This is a genomic window from Agrobacterium sp. CGMCC 11546 (assembly GCF_013365515.1).
Taxonomy (GTDB): domain Bacteria; phylum Pseudomonadota; class Alphaproteobacteria; order Rhizobiales; family Rhizobiaceae; genus Agrobacterium; species Agrobacterium fabrum.
The window spans coordinates 1,932,507-1,950,474 of record NZ_CP047387.1 but is presented as its reverse complement, the minus strand read 5'-3'; the positions used below and the strand labels follow the sequence as shown (position 1 = coordinate 1,950,474).

Annotated in this window: 18 protein-coding genes; 13 read left to right on the top strand and 5 right to left on the bottom strand. The window is 59.7% G+C overall.

The features are described from left to right. The first annotated feature begins 15 nt into the window (after positions 1-15). The 8 genes from GSF67_RS09855 (at position 16) to GSF67_RS09820 (ending at position 6,713) form a co-directional block, all read left to right on the top strand. Positions 16-438 (top strand): helix-turn-helix transcriptional regulator, encoded by a 423-nt coding sequence (locus tag GSF67_RS09855; RefSeq protein WP_006310492.1) that lies wholly within the window; start codon positions 16-18, stop codon positions 436-438. Further along, positions 431-847 carry a type II toxin-antitoxin system VapC family toxin gene (locus tag GSF67_RS09850; RefSeq protein ID WP_006310491.1) on the top strand — a complete coding sequence of 139 codons (417 nt, stop codon included), beginning with the start codon at positions 431-433 and terminating at the stop codon, positions 845-847. The genes GSF67_RS09855 and GSF67_RS09850 overlap by 8 nt, the downstream gene beginning before the upstream one ends. 17 nt (positions 848-864) lie before the next feature. After that, positions 865-2,253, top strand: a complete 1,389-nt coding sequence (locus tag GSF67_RS09845) for an aldehyde dehydrogenase family protein (RefSeq protein WP_006310490.1) — start codon at positions 865-867, stop codon at positions 2,251-2,253. Then, positions 2,250-3,395: an iron-containing alcohol dehydrogenase gene (locus tag GSF67_RS09840; RefSeq protein WP_006310489.1), complete on the top strand. Its 1,146-nt coding sequence runs from the start codon at positions 2,250-2,252 to the stop codon at positions 3,393-3,395. Before GSF67_RS09845 ends, GSF67_RS09840 begins: the two co-directional genes overlap by 4 nt. Positions 3,396-3,407: 12 nt before the next feature. Continuing rightward, entirely contained in the window at positions 3,408-3,788 is a 381-nt protein-coding gene (locus GSF67_RS09835) for a hypothetical protein (protein WP_035214631.1), read from the top strand. Between the two features lie 164 nt (positions 3,789-3,952). Then, complete coding sequence (locus GSF67_RS09830; protein WP_006310487.1) at positions 3,953-4,669, top strand: ParA family protein; 717 nt, start codon at positions 3,953-3,955, stop codon at positions 4,667-4,669. Positions 4,670-4,813: 144 nt separating this feature from the next. Continuing rightward, complete coding sequence (locus tag GSF67_RS09825) at positions 4,814-5,461, top strand: TetR/AcrR family transcriptional regulator (protein ID WP_035214656.1); 648 nt, start codon at positions 4,814-4,816, stop codon at positions 5,459-5,461. A 46-nt stretch (positions 5,462-5,507) separates the two neighbouring features. Beyond that, positions 5,508-6,713 carry an MFS transporter gene (locus tag GSF67_RS09820; protein ID WP_035214629.1) on the top strand — a complete coding sequence of 402 codons (1,206 nt, stop codon included), beginning with the start codon at positions 5,508-5,510 and terminating at the stop codon, positions 6,711-6,713. 66 nt (positions 6,714-6,779) lie between these two features. Here GSF67_RS09820 and GSF67_RS09815 read toward each other — a convergent pair whose 3' ends face one another. Beyond that, complete coding sequence (locus GSF67_RS09815) at positions 6,780-8,162, bottom strand: L,D-transpeptidase family protein (RefSeq protein ID WP_035214654.1); 1,383 nt, start codon at positions 8,160-8,162, stop codon at positions 6,780-6,782. A 153-nt stretch (positions 8,163-8,315) separates the two neighbouring features. Between GSF67_RS09815 and GSF67_RS09810 the strand changes: the two genes are divergently transcribed. The 3 genes from GSF67_RS09810 (at position 8,316) to GSF67_RS09800 (ending at position 9,974) form a co-directional block, all read left to right on the top strand. Continuing rightward, positions 8,316-9,149 carry an aldose 1-epimerase family protein gene (locus GSF67_RS09810; protein WP_006310483.1) on the top strand — a complete coding sequence of 278 codons (834 nt, stop codon included), beginning with the start codon at positions 8,316-8,318 and terminating at the stop codon, positions 9,147-9,149. A 97-nt stretch (positions 9,150-9,246) separates the two neighbouring features. After that, positions 9,247-9,585 carry a TIGR01244 family sulfur transferase gene (locus GSF67_RS09805; protein WP_006310482.1) on the top strand — a complete coding sequence of 113 codons (339 nt, stop codon included), beginning with the start codon at positions 9,247-9,249 and terminating at the stop codon, positions 9,583-9,585. Positions 9,586-9,632: 47 nt separating this feature from the next. Then, positions 9,633-9,974 (top strand): RidA family protein, encoded by a 342-nt coding sequence (locus GSF67_RS09800; RefSeq protein WP_006310481.1) that lies wholly within the window; start codon positions 9,633-9,635, stop codon positions 9,972-9,974. A gap of 153 nt (positions 9,975-10,127) precedes the next feature. Here GSF67_RS09800 and GSF67_RS09795 read toward each other — a convergent pair whose 3' ends face one another. From GSF67_RS09795 to GSF67_RS09780, 4 genes are all read right to left on the bottom strand, one after another. Continuing rightward, positions 10,128-10,892: a HugZ family protein gene (locus tag GSF67_RS09795; RefSeq protein ID WP_006310480.1), complete on the bottom strand. Its 765-nt coding sequence runs from the start codon at positions 10,890-10,892 to the stop codon at positions 10,128-10,130. A 187-nt stretch (positions 10,893-11,079) separates the two neighbouring features. Continuing rightward, positions 11,080-12,732, bottom strand: coding sequence for a thiamine pyrophosphate-binding protein (locus tag GSF67_RS09790; protein WP_083815677.1), 1,653 nt, complete (start codon positions 12,730-12,732; stop codon positions 11,080-11,082). 8 nt (positions 12,733-12,740) lie between these two features. Further along, positions 12,741-13,943 (bottom strand): CaiB/BaiF CoA-transferase family protein, encoded by a 1,203-nt coding sequence (locus GSF67_RS09785; RefSeq protein WP_010972076.1) that lies wholly within the window; start codon positions 13,941-13,943, stop codon positions 12,741-12,743. Positions 13,944-14,044: 101 nt separating this feature from the next. Then, positions 14,045-14,995, bottom strand: a complete 951-nt coding sequence (locus GSF67_RS09780) for an alpha/beta fold hydrolase (RefSeq protein ID WP_035214652.1) — start codon at positions 14,993-14,995, stop codon at positions 14,045-14,047. Between the two features lie 147 nt (positions 14,996-15,142). On the opposite strand from GSF67_RS09780, the gene ettA reads away from it, so the two are divergent. Further along, on the top strand, positions 15,143-16,792 hold the full coding sequence (gene ettA / locus GSF67_RS09775) for an energy-dependent translational throttle protein EttA (RefSeq protein WP_006310476.1): 1,650 nt from the start codon (positions 15,143-15,145) through the stop codon (positions 16,790-16,792). Positions 16,793-16,953: 161 nt separating this feature from the next. Further along, positions 16,954-17,967, top strand: coding sequence for a metalloregulator ArsR/SmtB family transcription factor (locus tag GSF67_RS09770; protein WP_006310475.1), 1,014 nt, complete (start codon positions 16,954-16,956; stop codon positions 17,965-17,967). The last annotated feature ends 1 nt before the right edge of the window (position 17,968 follow it).

The window sequence follows — 17,968 nt, the reverse complement described above, 5'->3', positions numbered from 1 at the left end:
AATGGGGGCGTGGCGATGACCGGCGATCAGATTGATAAGTCGTGGTTTTCACAACAGCTTAAGAGAAAAGGAAAGAGTCAGGCTGATTTGGCCCGCTTCCTGAATCTGGACCGCAGCGCGGTGACGCGAATGTTAAATGGGGATCGCAATATGAGCGTGGAGGAGCAGGATCGGATTGCTGAATATCTCGAGATTCCGGTCGGCGACGTCGCTCTTCATCGTCGGGGCGGAGTTGCCGGCTTTTCGGAAAACAACCAAACGGCCTATTCCGAACCTGCTCCGTCCGGAAGATCAGGCCCTGAGGCAGGCAATGCCAGTACAGCTGAAAGTAGACATCCGATTTTCGGCTGTATGAAAGGCACGATTACCGTCATGCCCGATGTGGACTTAACCAAACCCGTTGATTTTGAATGGGGAGAAAAGCTCTACAATGAGTGACGGCTTTCTTCTCGATACATGTGCGGTGATCTGGATGTCGCAGGGTGAACCTGTTTCAGACGAGGCGGTCAGTGCCTTGAACCAGTCCTATCAGGCAGGTGATCCTGTTTGCGTTTCTGCCGTCACCGCATGGGAGATGGGCATGCTGGTTGCGAAGGGGCGCATCAGTGAGACCAAAAGTCCCCAGCGTTGGTACGACGATTTCAAAAAGGAGGCTGAAGTCATCGAGCAGCCGGTGACCGCAGATATCTTTATAGCATCCTGCTTTCTTCCTCAGCTCGTCCATAAAGACCCGATCGATCGTATTTTGATTACGACGGCGCGAGAACACGACCTGACCATCATCACGCGTGATCGCGTCATTCTGGCTTATGGCGAGGCCGGCCACGTTAAGACTTTAGCCTGTTAGAATCGGAGTTATTTGGCATGACCGTCATTCAAAATATCTCGCCCATTGACGGCTCGGTTTATGCCGAGCGGGAGGCGATGTCGCTGGAAGCGGCGCGCGCCGCCGTTTCGAACGCGCGCAGCGCGCAGAAGGACTGGGCGCGGCGGCCGCTTGAGGACCGCGTTCAGCTGGTTCTGAAGGGTGTCGCGCGTCTTAACGAAATGGTGGCCGAAGTGGTGCCGGAACTCGCGCATATGATGGGCCGTCCGGTTCGTTATGGCGGCGAGTTCAAGGGCTTCAACGAGCGCTCCAACTATGTCGCCTCCATTGCGGCGGACGCGCTGGCGCCGCTCGTTATCGAAGAAAGCGGCAATTTCGAACGCCGCATCGAGCGCGAGGCGCATGGCGTGGTCTTCGTCATCGCCCCCTGGAATTATCCTTACATGACCGCGATCAACACGGTTGCTCCGGCGCTGATGGCTGGCAATACGGTTGTCATCAAACATGCGGCGCAGACGCTTCTCGTCGGCGAGCGCATGGTGCGGGCCTTTGTTGAGGCTGGAGTGCCGGAGGATGTGTTCATCAATGTCTTCCTCGATCACGGCACGACCTCGACGCTCATCTCCGAAGGCCTGTTCAATTTCGTCAATTTCACCGGTTCGGTGGAAGGTGGCCGGGCCATCGAGCGCGCCGCTGCCGGCACCTTCACCGGCCTCGGGCTCGAGCTCGGCGGCAAAGACCCCGGTTATGTGATGGAGGATGCCGATCTCGATGCAGCCGTCGATACGCTGATGGATGGCGCCACCTATAATTCCGGGCAATGCTGCTGCGGTATCGAGCGCATCTACGTCAATGAAAACCTCTATGACGAATTCGTCGAGAAGTCGGTGGCGTGGGTTTCGAACTACAAGCTCGGCAATCCGCTCGAGCAGGAAACGACGCTTGGGCCGATGGCCAACAAGCGTTTCGCCAAGGTGGTGCGGACGCAGATTGCGGACGCGGTTTCGAAGGGTGCCAAAGCGCTGGTCGATCCGAAGCTTTTCCCCGCTGACGATGGCGAGAGTGCCTATGTCGCGCCGCAGATCCTCGTCAATGTCGATCATTCCATGGAATTCATGACCGAAGAGACTTTCGGTCCTGCCATCGGCATCATGAAGGTCAAGAACGACGACGAAGCCATTGCGCTGATGAATGACAGCAAATACGGCCTCACCGCTTCGCTGTGGACGCAGGATGCGGCGCGGGCTGCCCGGATCGGCCGGGAAATCGAGACCGGAACCGTGTTCATGAACCGCGCCGATTATCTCGACCCGGCGCTTTGCTGGACCGGCGTCAAGGAAACCGGCCGTGGCGGTTCGCTCTCCGTCCTCGGTTTCCAGAATCTGACCCGCCCGAAATCCTACCATCTGAAGAAAGTCACGAAATGAATATCGTCGCCAACTGGAGTTATCCCACCGCCGTCAAGCTTGGCCGTGGCCGGATCAAGGAACTGGCGGAAGCCTGCAAAACGCTCGGCATCAGGAAGCCACTGCTCGTCACGGATCGTGGCCTTGCCAATATGGCGATCACCGCGCATGCGCTTGACGTGCTGGAAGAGGCGGGTCTTGGCCGGGCGATCTTTGCCGATGTCGATCCGAACCCCAACGAAATCAACATGGAAGCCGGCATCAAAGCTTACCGCGATGGTGGTCATGACGGCGTCGTCGCCTTTGGCGGCGGCTCGGGCCTCGATCTCGGCAAGATGATCGCCTTCATGGCCGGGCAGACACGTCCGGTCTGGGATTTCGAGGATATCGGTGATTGGTGGACACGCGCTGATGCGTCGAAGATCGCGCCCATCGTCGCAGTCCCGACGACGGCTGGCACCGGTTCGGAAGTCGGCCGCGCCAGCGTCATCACCAATTCGCAGACGCATGTGAAGAAGATCATCTTCCATCCCAAGCTGCTTCCCGGTGTCGTCATCTGCGATCCGGAACTGACGGTCGGCATGCCGAAGGTCATCACGGCCGGCACCGGCATGGATGCCTTCGCCCATTGCCTCGAAGCGTATTCGTCACCGTTCTTCCACCCGATGAGTGCTGGTGTCGCGCTTGAGGGCCTGCGTCTCGTCAAGGAATTCCTGCCGCGCGCCTATAAGGATGGCACGGATATCGAAGCCCGCACCAATATGATGGCGGCGGCGGCGATGGGGGCGGTTGCCTTCCAGAAGGGTCTCGGGGCCATTCATTCGCTCTCGCATCCGATCGGGGCGGTCTACAACACCCATCACGGCATGACCAATGCCGTCGTTATGCCGGCGGTGCTGCGTTTCAACCGTCCTGCCATCGAAGACAAGATCGCGCGTGCGGCCGCCTATCTCGGCATTTCCGGCGGTTTTGACGGCTTCTATGATTACGTGCTGGAACTTCGCAAGGAACTCGGCGTGCCGGAAAACCTGACCGCCATGGGCATCAAGCCTGATCGTATCGACGAGCTGGCGGCAGAAGCGATCAAGGATCCGAGCTGCGGTGGTAATCCGGTGCCGATGACGCTGGAAAATACCAAGGCGCTTTTTGAGGCTTGCTTTTAAAAGGTAGACAGAGTGACCGCGAGATTCTCACTTTTTTCGTCACTGATCGCGGTGGCGTTGTTGGGTTTGCCTGTCGTTGTGCAGGCTGCTTCTTTTAAGGAACTTTCAGGGCAGGGCTACAAAGTTGGAGCCCTCTCGAGCAACAAAGCGGGAATTCGAGGCTGGAACCTGTCTAAAGGTTCCGACCGCTATTTTTGCGAGATGCGCGCGACCATGGCCTATTCCGGAAAGAATGGCATGGTGTCCTTCACGAGTGCCGGGCGCATGATTTCGCTTGATCGCAATACCGTTGAGAAAAGGCTGGGCGGTTCGCTGGATCTGCCCAAATATGAGGATCTCAAAGCCGGCCGGCTGCGGGCGGACGATGTGGGTTCCTGCCGCAAAGTGACATAATCCACTGAACTGGAAGAAGCCCGCGTTACAAATCGCGGGCTTTTTGTTGCGCGGCAAACCGTTCTTAGCTTTTTGTTAACCCTGTTCGTTAAGATTGTGGAAAGCACCATGAAGGCGTCGGTGCGTGAATGAGCATGAAATGGCTCTGACCAACAGGGGGCATCATGTCAGTCATCACTTTTGCCAATACCAAGGGCGGTGCCGGAAAAACCACGGCCGTACTGCTTCTGGCAACCGAACTGGCCCGCAGCGGCCATCGCGTCACGGTTCTCGATGCCGATCCGCAATTGTGGATTTCGCGCTGGCATGAACTCTCCGGTGAGATCGAAAATCTCTCGGTGATTTCTCATGTGACGATGGCCTCGCTTGAGGGCCATATTCGCGAGAATAAAACAAATACCGACTGTTTCATCATCGACCTGCCGGGTGCGAAAACGCCGCTTCTGACCATGGCGCTCGGTATTTCCGATCATGTTCTGATCCCGGTTCAGGGCTCGGCCATGGATGCGCGGGGTGCTGCCGAAGTGCTCGATCACATCGAATTCCTGAACCGCAGGATGGGCAAGGAGATTGCCCATTCCATCGTGCTGACGCGGGTCAACGCCATGGTGGCGACGCGGTCGCTGCTGCTGGTCAAGATGTTGCTGGCGGAAAAGAACGTCTCCGTTCTCAACACGGCGATCGTCGAGCGGGCGGCCTATCGTGATATTTTCGACTATGGCGGCACGCTCCTCTGTCTGGACTGCAAGAAGGTCAGCAATATCGACAAGGCGGTCGAAAACGCGACGGCCTTTGCCGAGGAAGTCATCAACCTCCTGCCGAAAAGACTTCCGAGGCGTGTTGCGCACCTAGCACGTCTCGTGACGCGCGAGGCTGCCTGACCCCACGTTGCGATTTCCGGCTGGTTGCAGCGACGTTGCCGCGGTTGGATGAAATTGGCACCCACAAATTGCTGAGGAGAGGCGTCGTTATGAGGCGCTTCCCATCGCCTCCTCATGGCACGCGTTTTTTTGCTTGATTTGGAAATGATCGTTTCCTATATTGCGGTCATGACCAATACGACCCAAACCCATTCTCAGGAACAGCGCCATCGCGGCCGGCCACGCGAGTTCGATCTCGATCGTGCGCTTGACGGCGCGATCCGTGTCTTTTCCCGGCGCGGCTATCACGCCACTTCGGTTGGTGATCTCACCGATGCGATGGAACTGGCGCAGGGTAGTCTCTACAAGGCCTTCAAGGACAAGAAAGCCATCTTCATCGCCACGATGGAACGCTACAGGATCGTGCAGACCGAACGTTTCGAAGCGGCAGTGGCCGGTTTCGAGACCGGTTATGAACGTCTTAGAGCCGGGCTGATGTTTTATGCCGAACGATCCCATGGCGGTGTGGGTTCGGACGGGTGTCTGGTGGTTGGTGCCGCTGCCGATCTGGCTGCCCTGGACGACGACATTGCGGTCGTGGTCGAGCGGGCGGTGAAGGCGAGGGAGCGGATCGTCGCCCATATCATCACCGAAGGGCAGAAGGATGGTTCCGTGCATTCGACGGCCGACCCGGATGATCTCGCCCGGGCGATGCTGTGCATGATGTACGGCATGCGCGTGGTGGGAAAAACCGGGCGCACCCTGAAAGACATGGTGGCCGTGGTGGATATCGCCATGAAGCTTGCTGATTGATTTTGTGACTATTTAGGAAACATTTGTTTCCATATTGGAGAAAATGATGACGACGCGTGTAATTGATGGGGATGATGTTGAAGCGACATCCATTTCCCCGGCTCTGACGTTTTTGCTGGCGACAGCCTGCGGGCTGATTGCAGCCAATCTTTATTATGGCCAGCCGCTTGCCGGCATCATCGGGGCGGAACTCGGTCTTTCCGCTGGCGCGACTGGCCTGATCGTGACGCTGACGCAGATCGGTTATGGTATCGGTCTGCTGTTCGTCGTGCCACTTGGTGATCTCGTCGAAAACCGCAAGCTGGTGGTCAGTTCGGTCTCGATGGCGGTGTTGTCGCTCGTCGCTGCTGCGTTTGCGCCGCATGCGGCGCCGTTCCTGATCGCCGCCTTCCTGGTTGGCGTCAGTTCCGTGGCGGTACAGGTCATCGTTCCCTATGCTGCGCATATGGCGCCGCACGCCATTCGGGGGCGCGTGGTCGGCAATGTCATGAGCGGGCTGATGGCCGGCATCATGCTGGCGCGGCCGGTCTCCAGCCTGCTATCGGAGGTGGTTTCCTGGCGTGGCGTCTTTCTGACGTCCGCAGCGGTCATGGCGCTTCTTGCCGTGGTGCTTTTCCGACTTCTGCCCGTTCGTATGCCCGAAGCGCGGCTGAGCTACGGCGCGTTGATGGCCTCGATGGGCAGGCTTGCCTTGCATACTCCGATCCTGCGGCGGCGGGCGATCTACCATGCTTTCCTCTTTGCCGCCTTCAGCCTGTTCTGGACGACGACGCCGCTTTATCTGAGCGGGCCGCATTTCAATCTCAGCCAGGGTGAGATCGCGCTCTTCGCACTGGCGGGCGCGGCCGGCACCGTGGCCGCACCAATTGCCGGGCGGATGGCCGATCGTGGCTGGACCCGTGTGGCCACGCTCTTTGCGCTGGTGTCGGTGGCGCTCTCTTTCGCCGTCACGCATCTGGCGCCTGAAGGTTCGCATCTGGCGCTCGCCATTCTGGTCGTCGCGGCAATTGTTCTCGATTTCGGCGTCACCACCAATCTGGTGATTGGCCAGCGGGCTATCTTCACGCTTGGGGCGGAATTCCGAAGCCGCCTGAACGGCATCTATATGGCGACGTTTTTCATGGGCGGCGCGATCGGTTCCGCTGTGGGTGGCTGGGCCTATGCGGTCGGCGAATGGCCAGCCGCGTCGTGGATCGGTTTCGCCCTGCCGGTAGCGGCGCTCCTGTATTTCCTGACGGAAAAGCGCGCATAAAGCTCCATCAAGGAAAAAGCCCGGCGGACCATAATCCGCCGGGCTTTCTTTTTTCTTGCCGTCGCTTTATTCGGCGAATTCGACCACGACGCCGGGGCGGACCATCTTCGCCAGTTCGGTCGCGTCCCAGTTGGTCAGGCGGATACAGCCGTGGCTGTTGGTCTTGCCGATCTTGGACGGTTCCGGCGTGCCGTGAATGCCGTAGGTCGGCTTCGACAGGGCGATCCAGACCGTGCCAACGGGGCCATTCGGACCCGGCGGAATTTGCAGGATTTTGTCGTTCTGGCCCTGCTTGAAGTTGATCTTCGGATTGTAGGTATAGCCCGGATTGAGCGCGACGCGCTCGACCGTATGCGTGCCGCTCGGTGAAGGCGTATCCGTAGAGCCGATGGTGGCGGGGTAGGCGGCAATGAGATTACCGCCCTGATCGTAAGCGAAGACCTGTTTGATGCCCTTATGGGCAACGATGCGGGCGACCTGTCCCTTTTTCGCCTCGCCTGGATTAACGACCTTGATGATGGTGCCGGGGATGGAGAAGTCGATGCCCGGGTTCAGTTCCTTCAGGTAGTTCTCATCCATGTGGAACCGTTCCGCCAGCGCTTCCGGGGTGGACGTGAAGGAGAGCGCTGGCAGCTGCGATTTTGCGGCATAATCGTCGGGAATGGAGGCGACATAGGGGCCAGCGGCATCGGCGGCGGTAATCGTATAATCCACGATCGGCATGCCGCCGGAAGCGCGCAGGCGTTCCAGAATATCATCGGAATTGTTCGGATCGAGCTTGTCGCCGGTCATGTCCTGCCAGGCGGCAATCGCCTTGTTGACGTTGTCACCCATCTTGCCGTCGATCACGCCGGGCGAAATGCCTTCGCGGTCGAGGAAGGTCTGGAGCGCGACGATTTCCTGGCGCGAACGGTTGACCGGCGTGGTCACTGGCGTGTGGCGTTCGATCAGGTGCTCCGGCTGTGGAACGGCGGCCGTGGTGCTTTCGCCCGGCATCGGCTGGCCAAGTGGCCCGCTTTCAACCGCGCCGGGGGCGGGAACGGAGCCGGTATAGACATTGTCGTCAGCGCCATCGCCGCGATATTCGCGATAATCGCGCACGCTGCCATTGTCCTGATAGCCATAGTCGCGCTGCGGCTCGCGGTACTGGCCGCCGGGGGCGGGCGGATAATAGGTGGTGTCCTGCTGCTGCCGTTGCTGATAGCCTGAGGGCATTTCGGTGGCCAGCAGATTGCCGTAGCGGTCGTAAAACACCGTGCGGCCCATCGTGTCACGGCTGATGACGATATCGCCACGCTCGGGCATGAAGTCGAGAACACGACCATCCGGTGTAACCAGCATGGTTTGCTGTTGGTCGCCATAACGCTGCTGCGCGCCCGCCGGTAGCGGGGCGAAAACCGACGCCAGCGCGACCGTCAGACCCAGAGCGGCGTTAAGGAAATGTTTCACGATTCTGCTATCCCTTGCTTCGTCACCGATAAACACACGCTAATCTTGACCCTATTGTGAAAAAGGTGAATTCGCGGTTAATGCAATCTTAATTTTCCTCACAGTTAGTAGCGTTTCCGTGATTTCTGCGTTTTTACTGCCAAGGAGGTTGTCTTGCGTTCGTTTCAGGCCGGCAGATCGCCACGCATTTTCCTCGATGAAACCTCCGTTTTCGATATCGGCGCCTGTATCGTCGATGGAATCGATATCGCGCCCGGCCGCGCCATTCCCGACGATGGCGATGCGCGCATCGATCATTCGCTCGAAGGCTTTCTCTTCACCTGCGGTCCCGATCATATCCGCCATCCCGAGCTGATCGAGGGTGACGTCGAGGGGCGCCGGTATCCGTTGCATGGCTCCTTCTCCTCGCATCCTGCGACCATCATCGCCTTCGACGTTCATGAGACCAATGCGCTGGCGCGCGTTGAGGTTCCCGTGAAGCTTGCCGATGGCGGGACTGCGCTCCTGGAGCGGACATGGCGCATCGACGGCGAAAGCGGCGAAGTCAACCTCGATGACAGGGTCGTCAATAGATCGGACCGACCGATCCCGGTGTTCCTGATGTATCACATGAATATCGGCGCGCGCCTGTTTGACGATGCCGTGCAGCTTGAAGGCGCGATGCTGGATGGTGGCGGCCACGGCTGGCGGTTTGGCGAGGAGCCGGGCAACGTTTTCTGCGTCTCCGCCGGCAAGAACGAGTGGGCGGAATTGAAGCTGGGCCCGATCGCGGCCATCGGCGGCAAGACGCTGACCGTCGGTTTTCGCACCGAGACCTTGCCCTATCTGCAGATGTGGCGGAACCAGCAGGACCCGGCCAATGTGCTTGGTATCGAACCGGTTTCGCATCGCTGGGTGGGGCGCAAGGAGCTGGAGGCGGCCGGCGAGTTCAATATTCTCCAACCGGGCGAAAGCCGTTCCTTCGGCCTGCGCTTTTCCATCCTCTGAGCCGTACCGAATGAAGATGTCCCGTCATTGACGCAGGGGTTTTGACCGCTTACATCGGATGCGGATTTCAAGGGTGACGGCCAGCGGAGGCATGAAGATGGATATCAAGCGCATAGACGACGAATATTCCGTAACGGGTCAGATCAGCGTCGCCGATCTGGATGAGGTCAAGGCACTCGGCTTCAAGTCGATCGTCTGCCACCGCCCCGACGGCGAAGAAGACGGCCAGCCGCTTTTCGCCGATATCGCCGAGCGCGCAGAGCAGCTCGGGCTCACCATCATGCATGTGCCTGTCGGTCGGTACGGCGTCGATGCCGATGCCGTTACCGGCATGGTGGATGCACTTGACGAATTGCAGCGCCCGATGCTCGGTTATTGCCGTTCCGGTGCGCGCTCGACGGCAATTTACGAAAAGACCCATCACCTGCGCGGCTGATTTTCCGCGCATCTTTGAATTTTAATGCCAATCAACAGGAGTTTTCCATGACCATCAAGCGTATCGAGCCGGGCAAGCGCATGAGCGGCGCCGTCGTTCACGGCAACACCGTTTATCTGGCCGGCCAGGTGGGCGAAGGCACTGGTGTGACCGAACAGAGCAAGTCGGCTCTCGCTGAAGTCGACCGCCTGCTGGCCGCTGCCGGTTCCGACAAGTCGAAGATCCTGCAGACCATCATCTACCTCTCCGACATGTCCACCTTCGGCGAAATGAACGCCGTCTGGGAAGGCTGGATCGACCCGGCAAACCCGCCAGCCCGCGCCACCAGCGAAGCAGCTCTGGCAACGCCGGACTACAAGGTTGAATTCATCGTGACCGCTGCTCTCTGAGCGACGGTTTGATCTATGGGAAGGCCGGGTCGTGGAAGCGGCCCGGCCTTTTTTGATGGGAAATTCGAAACGTTTGTTTCGTCATGCTCGGGACAGGCCCGAGCATAACGGAGGCGAGGCGATTGTCTCAGGGTTGTGAATCGCTTGAGCCCTTCACTTCAAAAGCTGAGCGAGCGCCTTCTCAAACTGCTTCAAGGTTTCTACACGCTCTTCGAACCACAATCGGGCCAGATCGCTGGCCGAAGCGAGATCGATGCCGTCAGGATCGATGGATGTGATTTTCCAGCGTCCGGTTTTGGCACCAGCGAGAACTGCGAGCCGCGACGCCTCGCCCTTGATGGCGTTGAGGCGGGTCGCTTCGCTTTCAGCCGCCGCCATCAGTTCCGCCGCACCTGACAGATCAGTGCGCAGATCGGCAGGCGTAATGTTGCTGGCATTGCGGGCTGGGCCGCCATTGATCTGCACACCTTCCGTCCGTAGCCGGTAGAGCCTTGTGTCGGGAAGGGAGAGGTAAAGTTTCGCCTTTGGATAGCGGTCGATGTAGCGCTGTCTCGCAAGCGGCACGTCTTCCGGGTTGATCTGTTCCGCCATGCCGACCAGCGTCAGCCGCGGCAGCGTCAGCGCATCGCCCTTGCCAAAGGGCGCGAGCGTCAGCGAGATGCGCGGGTCGGTCTCGATGTTGCGGGCGTGCAGCGTCAGGCCGGCAGCAAAAAAGAACGGCGTGCCATCCGGCTCGATGCCGATATTGGTGGCGGTCGTGTAGGGATAGCCGCTGACCGGGTCGAGCGTGGCGAGCGCTGCCGTGCGGGATGTATGCAGGACATCGCGGGCGACGCGCACGGCCTCGAAAGGCGCGCCGGCGGAGGGCTCGATCTTTGTACCTCGTGGGGTGATGACGGGAGGGGCAACGTCCAGCATGTCTTGTCCTGAGTTAGTGGATGCTGAGAGAAGCGTAAAACCTCTCCACGTCATGCTCGGGCCTGTCCCGAGCATCTGCAACCGATCGATTTAACGCGACGTGGTTGGATCCTCGGGACAAGCCCGAGGATGACGTCCAGCGAGCGTCAGGATTTACACCATGCCGGAGGCATGTCCATGCGTCATGTCAGCTTTTTGTCCTGATCTGCGTCAGCGTGCGCGTCGGCGTGATCGCTTCCGGGTCCAGCTTCACCTCGATGATGGCAGGCTTGCCGCTTGCACGCGCCCGCTCGAAGGCGGCGGCGAAGTCTTGCGTTCTTTCCACCGTTTCGCCATGGCCGCTATAGGCCTTGGCAAAAGCGTTGAAATCCGGATTGACGAGATCGGTGCCGCTGACACGGCCGGGGTATTCCCGCTCCTGATGCATGCGAATGGTGCCATAGGTGCCATTGTTAACAAGCACGGTGATGATCGGCAGGCCATAACGCACGGCAGTGATGAATTCCTGTCCGTGCATCATGAAACAGCCGTCACCGGCAAAGCAGATCACCTCACGCTCCGGGAACAGATGCTTGGCGGCGACAGCCGCCGGCAGGCCGTAACCCATGGAACCGGAGGTCGGGGCCGATTGCGTGTTGTAGCGGCGGAAGCGGTGGAAGCGGTGCAGCCAGGTGGCATAATTGCCGGCGCCATTGGTGAAGATGGCGTCGTCGGCCACATTGGCCTCGATCCAGTCCATGATCGGCCCCATCTGCACCGTGCCGGGGCCGGTCTGCGGCGGCGTCGACCAGGCGAGGTAAGCCGCGTGCATGGCGGCGGTGCGTTCCGCCCAGGCGGCGCTGCCGGAAAGGGTGAGCGAGGAGAGGGCGGCGACGAAATCATCCGGCGCAGCACAGATCGCCAGATCGGGGCGATAGACGCGGCCGAGCTCTTCGGCTTCGGGATAAATATGGATCAGCTTCTGCGACGGGTAGGGGATGTCGAGCAGTGTATAACCGGAGGACGGCATTTCCGAGAGGCGGCCGCCAAGCAGCACCACCAGATCGGATTCCTTGATCTCCTTCGCTAAGGCCGGGTTGATGCCGATGCCGACATCTCCGGCATAAGAGGGGCTCAGATGATCGAACAGCATCTGGCGGCGGAAGGAACAGCCGACGGGCAGCTTGTGGTTTTCGGCAAATGCCCGGAAGGTTGCCACGCTTTCTTCGGACCAGCGTGTACCGCCGATAATGAAAATCGGCCGTTTCGCCTCGCCCAGCATTTTTGCGAAGGCCGTCATCTGCGAAGGGCCGGGATGCGCCTCCACCGGCATATAGGGCTTTGCCTCGGGCGCTTCGATCTCCTCCACCAGCATGTCTTCGGGCAGCGTCAGAACCACCGGGCCGGGGCGGCCGGAGGTGGCAACGGCGAAGGCACGGGTGACGAATTCGGGGATGCGGCGGGCATCGTCGATCTCGCCCACCCATTTGGCGAATTCGGTGAAGGCGCGGCGGTATTCGACTTCCTGAAACGCCTCGCGCTCGCGGGCTTCGCGCTGTACCTGGCCGATGAAGAGGATCATCGGAATGGAATCCTGTCTCGCAATGTGCAGGCCGGCCGATGCGTTGGTGGCGCCCGGTCCGCGCGTCACCATGCAGATGCCTGGTTCGCCCGTCAGGCGGCCCCAGGTGTCAGCCATCATGGCGGCGCCGCCTTCCTGGCGGCAGACGACGGTTTCGATGCCGCTTTCATAAAGTGCATCCAGCACCGCCAGGTAGCTTTCGCCCGGAACGCAGGAAACGCGCGAGACGCCATTGGCCTTCAGCGCTTCGACGATCAGTTGGCCACCAGTTCTTTTCATTCCTGCCTTCATGGCGTCGCGGTCCTTTCGATAGTTTCCAGTTCGGCCAGCACCTGCGCCTGATGTTCGCCGAGCTTCGGGCTCGGGCGCTCATAACGCAGCGGCGTCTGTGACATGATAATCGGTGTCCGCACACCGGGGATGACGGTGCCGTCTTCCGCCTCCAGATCGACGCGCAGGCCACGTGCCTGAACCTGCGGATCGGCGAACATTTCCTCGATGGAGTTGATCGGCCCGGCCGGCACGGCGTTCGTTTCGCAAGCAGTCAGAAGATCGCGCTTGTTCCATTTCAGCGTTTCGGTGGAAATGATCTGCCGCACTTCGACCTTATGCGCCACGCGGGCCTTGTTTGTCGCATAACGTTCGTCATCGGCAATCGCGCCAATGCCGAGAATGTTGCAGAGGCGGCGGAACTGGCCGTCATTGCCGACCGCGAGGATCAGGAAACCATCGGCCGTCGGCACTACCTCATAGGGGGAAATATTCGGGTGGGCGTTACCGAGCCGGATGGGCGGGCGGCCGGAGATCAGGTAATTCATGTTCTGGTTGGCGAGCACGGCCGATTGCACATCGAGAAGCGCCATGTCGATGTGCTGCCCCTCGCCTGATCGCATGGCGTGGATGAGGGCGGCCTGAATGGCTGACACGGAATAGATGCCGGTGAAGATATCGGCGACCGCCACGCCGGCCTTCATCGGCTGGCCGTCCGGTTCGCCCGTAATCGACATGAAACCGGACATGCCCTGCACGATATAGTCGTATCCGGCAAAATCGGCATAAGGTCCGGTCTGGCCGAAGCCGGTAATGGAGCAATAGATCAGCTTCGGATTGAGCACCCTCAGGCTCTCGTAATCTAGGCCATATTTGGCAAGCCCGTCGCGCTTGAAGTTTTCGATAACGACATCGGCAGTGCGGACCAGCCGGCGCACCAGCGCACAGCCTTCGGGCGTTTTCAGATCGGCGACGATGGAGCGTTTGCCACGATTGGTGGCGTGGTAATAGGCGGCAGACAGGTTTTCGCCATCGGCGCTTTCGACGAAGGGTGGCCCCCATGCCCGGGTATCGTCGCCACCTTCGGGGTTTTCGACCTTGATGACGTCAGCGCCCATATCGGCCAGCATCTGCCCCGCCCAGGGACCAGCCAGAACACGCGCCAGCTCAATGACGCGGATGCCTGAGAGCGGCGGTTTCCTGTTCGGCATGTCGGTCATCTGTCCCCCGGGATTTTCTGCTTGCCGGTTTATAGACCGCTGCTTGCCGCGCCGCATGTGATTTTATCTCATGGACTTATTCCGTTTCGGCAAAGACGCCCTCAGTCTTTGACAACCCGGCCGCACCAGGCAGCGAAATCCGCCGCCACGGCCTGCCAGCCGATCTCGTTCAGCGTCTCGTGCCGCATTCCCTTGTAGATCGTGTGTTCGACATGGCTGAAGCCCGCGTGGCGAAAACGTTCGGCCAGCCACACGATCTCCCTGCCATCATTGGTGGCTGCATCCTGATCGCCGCTGACGAGGAGAAGCGGCAAGGTCTTTGGTAGGCGCTCGATGAGTTTTGGCGCGCGATAGGACAGGTCGAAAACATCCTGCCAGAGCGAAACGCTGGCCTCGAACTGGCAGAGCGGGTCTTCCACATAGGCATCCACGGCCGCCTTGTCGTGGCTCAGCCAGTCGGCATGGGTGCGTTTTTCCGGCATTTTTGCATTCCAGGCGCGGAAGGTCGCCTTCGGCAGGATGGCGCTCGGCACGTCCGATCCCTTCAGCATCTTTTCAAGCCGGAGCACGACCTGTGCGATGCGGCCCATGACGCCGGGATTGAGATTGGAATTCCAGATCGACAGACCATCGAAGGCATCCGGGTGGCTGACGGCGGCGTTGAGCGCCACGAGGCCGCCCATGGAGTGGCCGAACAGAATGACCGGCAGGCCGGGATGTCTTTCACCGACCATGACGCGTATCGCCATGACATCGGAAACGACCTTTTCCGCGCCGTCCTTCCAGGCGAAGCGGCCGAGAGGCGCATCCGCCGCTTTGGTGCGGCCGTGGCCGCGATGATCATGGGCATAGACCTCGAAACCCTGTTTCGCCATGACATCGGCAAAACGGCGGTAGCGGCCGGCGTGCTCGACAAGGCCGTGGCAGATCATCAGCACGCCACGGGCGGGGGATAGAGCGGAAGGCTGATGACGGAAGGCGATCGATGCGCCGGAAGGGGCTTCCAGCCTCTGGATCTGGCTGAACGCGAAGTTATCGGTTGGCTCATTCATCATCGCACCCATCGTCTCATCACGCAGCCTGTCATAATCATGGGGTCATAATCGTGCCAGAGGTTGCCCCAAGGTCCTATTTACCCTACATAGCGGCAAATTTCCCGATACGTACTCTTAAAAATCCGATGTGGAGCATTCGCTACAATGGCACGTCAATTCATCTATCACATGGCTGGGCTGAACAAGTCCTATGGCGCGAAGAAGGTTCTGGAGAACGTCCATCTCTCCTTCTACCCCGATGCGAAGATCGGTATCCTCGGCCCGAACGGCGCCGGTAAGTCGACCGTTCTGAAAATCATGGCCGGCCTCGACAAGGAATATACCGGTGAAGCCTGGCTCGCCGAAGGCGCGACGCTTGGTTATCTCGAGCAGGAGCCGAAGCTCGACGAAAACAAGACCGTGATGGAAAACGTCATGGAAGGCGTGGCGAGCAAGACGGCGATCGTCGACCGCTACAACGAATTGATGATGAACTATTCCGACGAAACGGCGGATGAGGGCGCCAAGCTCCAGGACATGATCGACAGCCAGAACCTGTGGGATCTGGAAAATCAGGTCGAAATGGCCATGGATGCGCTGCGTTGCCCGCCCGGCGACTCTGCCGTAACCGGCCTTTCGGGTGGTGAGCGCCGCCGTGTGGCGCTTTGCAAGCTGCTGCTTTCGCAGCCTGACCTGCTGCTGCTCGACGAACCGACCAACCATCTTGATGCCGAAACCATCGCCTGGCTCGAAAAGCACCTGCGCGACTATCCCGGCGCCGTGATGATGATCACCCACGACCGCTACTTCCTCGACAACGTCACCGGCTGGATTCTCGAACTCGACCGTGGCCGCGGCATTCCCTACGAAGGCAACTACTCCGCCTATCTGCAGGCAAAAGCCAAGCGCATGCAGCAGGAAGCCCGTGAAGACGCCTCGCGCCAGAAGGCCATCAGCCGCGAGCAGGAATGGATCGCTTCCAGCCCCAAGGCTCGCCAGACGAAGTCCAAGGCGCGTATCCGCGCTTATGACGAGCTGGTGGAAGCCGCTGAAAACCGTCGTCCCGGCGACGCGCAGATCGTCATTCCGGTCGCCGAGCGTCTGGGCCGTGTCGTTATCGAAGCGGAAAACCTCACCAAGTCCTATGGCGATCGGGTTCTCATCGAAAACTTGACCTTCAAGCTGCCTCCGGGCGGCATTGTCGGTGTCATCGGCCCGAACGGTGCAGGTAAGACCACACTGTTTCGCATGATCACCGGTCAGGAACAGCCAGATAGCGGTTCGGTGACCGTTGGCGAGACCGTGCACCTCGGATACGTCGACCAGAGCCGTGATACGCTGGCGGGTGACAAGACCGTCTGGGAGGAAATCTCCGGCGGCAACGACATCATCAAGCTCGGCAAGTTCGAAGTGAACTCGCGCGCCTATTGTGGCGCCTTCAACTTTAAGGGCGGCGACCAGCAGCAGAAGGTCGGCAATCTCTCGGGTGGTCAGCGCAACCGCGTGCACCTCGCCAAGATGCTGAAGGCCGGCGGCAACGTGCTGCTGCTCGACGAACCGACCAACGACCTTGATACGGAAACGCTGGCAGCCCTTGAAGAAGCGCTGGAAGCCTTCGCCGGTTGCGCCGTTATCATCAGCCACGACCGCATGTTCCTTGACCGTCTGGCTACCCACATCCTCGCTTTCGAGGGTGACAGCCATGTGGAATGGTTCGAAGGCAACTTCGAAGACTACGAAAAGGACAAGGTCCGCCGTCTCGGCCCGGAAAGCATCAAGCCCGGCCGGGTGAGTTACAAGCGCCTGACGCGCTGATCCTCTTGTCGCATCTCTTCGGAAAGGCCCGCCGCAAAGCGGGCCTTTTCTCGTGCAATAATTCGACTTGAAGACGGCGCATGACACTTTGCGCTTGCATCGAACGCGACATCGACATAAAGATATCTTTATATCTTGATTAGTTTGCGAGGCGCAGCAAATTGGCGTTCGGTTTGGACAAATTGGTGGATCTTCTGAAGGCGGCGGGCGAGCCGACGCGCTTCCGTTTGCTGGCACTTCTTTCCGCTGGCGATCTGACCGTCACTGACCTTACCGAAATTCTCGGCCAGTCGCAGCCGCGCATCTCCCGTCACCTCAAGCTTTTGACGGAAGAGGGGCTGATCGAGCGGTATCAGGAAGGCGCTTGGGCCTATTTCCGGCTTCGGCAGGATGGCGAGCCTGCCGTTGTCGTCAGGCAACTGCTTGGCGCCGCATCGCCGTCTGACGCCGTTCTCCAGCGTGACAGCGAACGTCTTGCCACCGTCAAGCGGGTACGGGCGGAGCGGGCGCAGGATTATTTCAGCCGCAATGCATCCGCCTGGGACGAGCTGCGCCGCCTGCATGTCAGCGACGAGGCCGTGGAAGGCGCGCTGTTGAAGCTGGTGGGCACAACGCCGATCGATTCGCTTCTTGATCTCGGCACCGGCACCGGCCGCATCCTCCAGCTTCTGAGCGGCATCTACCGCCGTGCGATCGGCGTGGATGCCAGCCGCGACATGCTCTCGGTCGCACGCGCCAATCTCGATAAGGCGGGTGTGGGAAATGCATCCGTGCGCCATGGCGATATTCTCAACCTGCCGCTCGAAGGGCAGGATTTCGATCTGATCGTCATCCATCAGGTCCTGCATTTTCTCGACCAGCCGGAAATTGCGCTTTCCGAAGCTGCGCGCATGCTGCGACCGGGCGGGCGGTTGATCGTCATCGATCTTGCACCGCATTCCTTCGAATATCTTCGTGATGAACATGCGCATGTGCGGCTCGGCTTTTCGCATCCGCTGATGGAAGAATGGATGAAGAAGGCCGGGCTTTCGCTGGAACGCGCTGTTGATCTTCATTCTGAAAAAGCGTCCGACGAGGCTCTGGACGTGACGATATGGGTTGCCCGCGACCAGCGGCTGCTGATGGCAGACGATGTGGTGCAAGAGGCGGTTTTACTTCGCTCCGGGAGGGCATGAT

Excerpts from the sequence above, each read along its gene's own strand:
- GSF67_RS09795 (WP_006310480.1), bottom strand. The coding sequence starts at position 10,892 with ATGCTGGACGTTGCCCCTCCCGTCATCACCCCACGAGGTACAAAGATC.
- GSF67_RS09825 (WP_035214656.1), top strand. The coding sequence starts at position 4,814 with ATGATCGTTTCCTATATTGCGGTCATGACCAATACGACCCAAACCCAT.
- GSF67_RS09840 (WP_006310489.1), top strand. The coding sequence starts at position 2,250 with ATGAATATCGTCGCCAACTGGAGTTATCCCACCGCCGTCAAGCTTGGC.
- GSF67_RS09850 (WP_006310491.1), top strand. The coding sequence starts at position 431 with ATGAGTGACGGCTTTCTTCTCGATACATGTGCGGTGATCTGGATGTCG.
- GSF67_RS09830 (WP_006310487.1), top strand. The coding sequence starts at position 3,953 with ATGTCAGTCATCACTTTTGCCAATACCAAGGGCGGTGCCGGAAAAACC.
- GSF67_RS09785 (WP_010972076.1), bottom strand. The coding sequence starts at position 13,943 with ATGACCGACATGCCGAACAGGAAACCGCCGCTCTCAGGCATCCGCGTC.
- GSF67_RS09800 (WP_006310481.1), top strand. The coding sequence starts at position 9,633 with ATGACCATCAAGCGTATCGAGCCGGGCAAGCGCATGAGCGGCGCCGTC.
- GSF67_RS09845 (WP_006310490.1), top strand. The coding sequence starts at position 865 with ATGACCGTCATTCAAAATATCTCGCCCATTGACGGCTCGGTTTATGCC.
- GSF67_RS09805 (WP_006310482.1), top strand. The coding sequence starts at position 9,247 with ATGGATATCAAGCGCATAGACGACGAATATTCCGTAACGGGTCAGATC.
- GSF67_RS09780 (WP_035214652.1), bottom strand. The coding sequence starts at position 14,995 with ATGAATGAGCCAACCGATAACTTCGCGTTCAGCCAGATCCAGAGGCTG.
- ettA (WP_006310476.1), top strand. The coding sequence starts at position 15,143 with ATGGCACGTCAATTCATCTATCACATGGCTGGGCTGAACAAGTCCTAT.
- GSF67_RS09855 (WP_006310492.1), top strand. The coding sequence starts at position 16 with ATGACCGGCGATCAGATTGATAAGTCGTGGTTTTCACAACAGCTTAAG.
- GSF67_RS09820 (WP_035214629.1), top strand. The coding sequence starts at position 5,508 with ATGACGACGCGTGTAATTGATGGGGATGATGTTGAAGCGACATCCATT.
- GSF67_RS09790 (WP_083815677.1), bottom strand. The coding sequence starts at position 12,732 with ATGAAAAGAACTGGTGGCCAACTGATCGTCGAAGCGCTGAAGGCCAAT.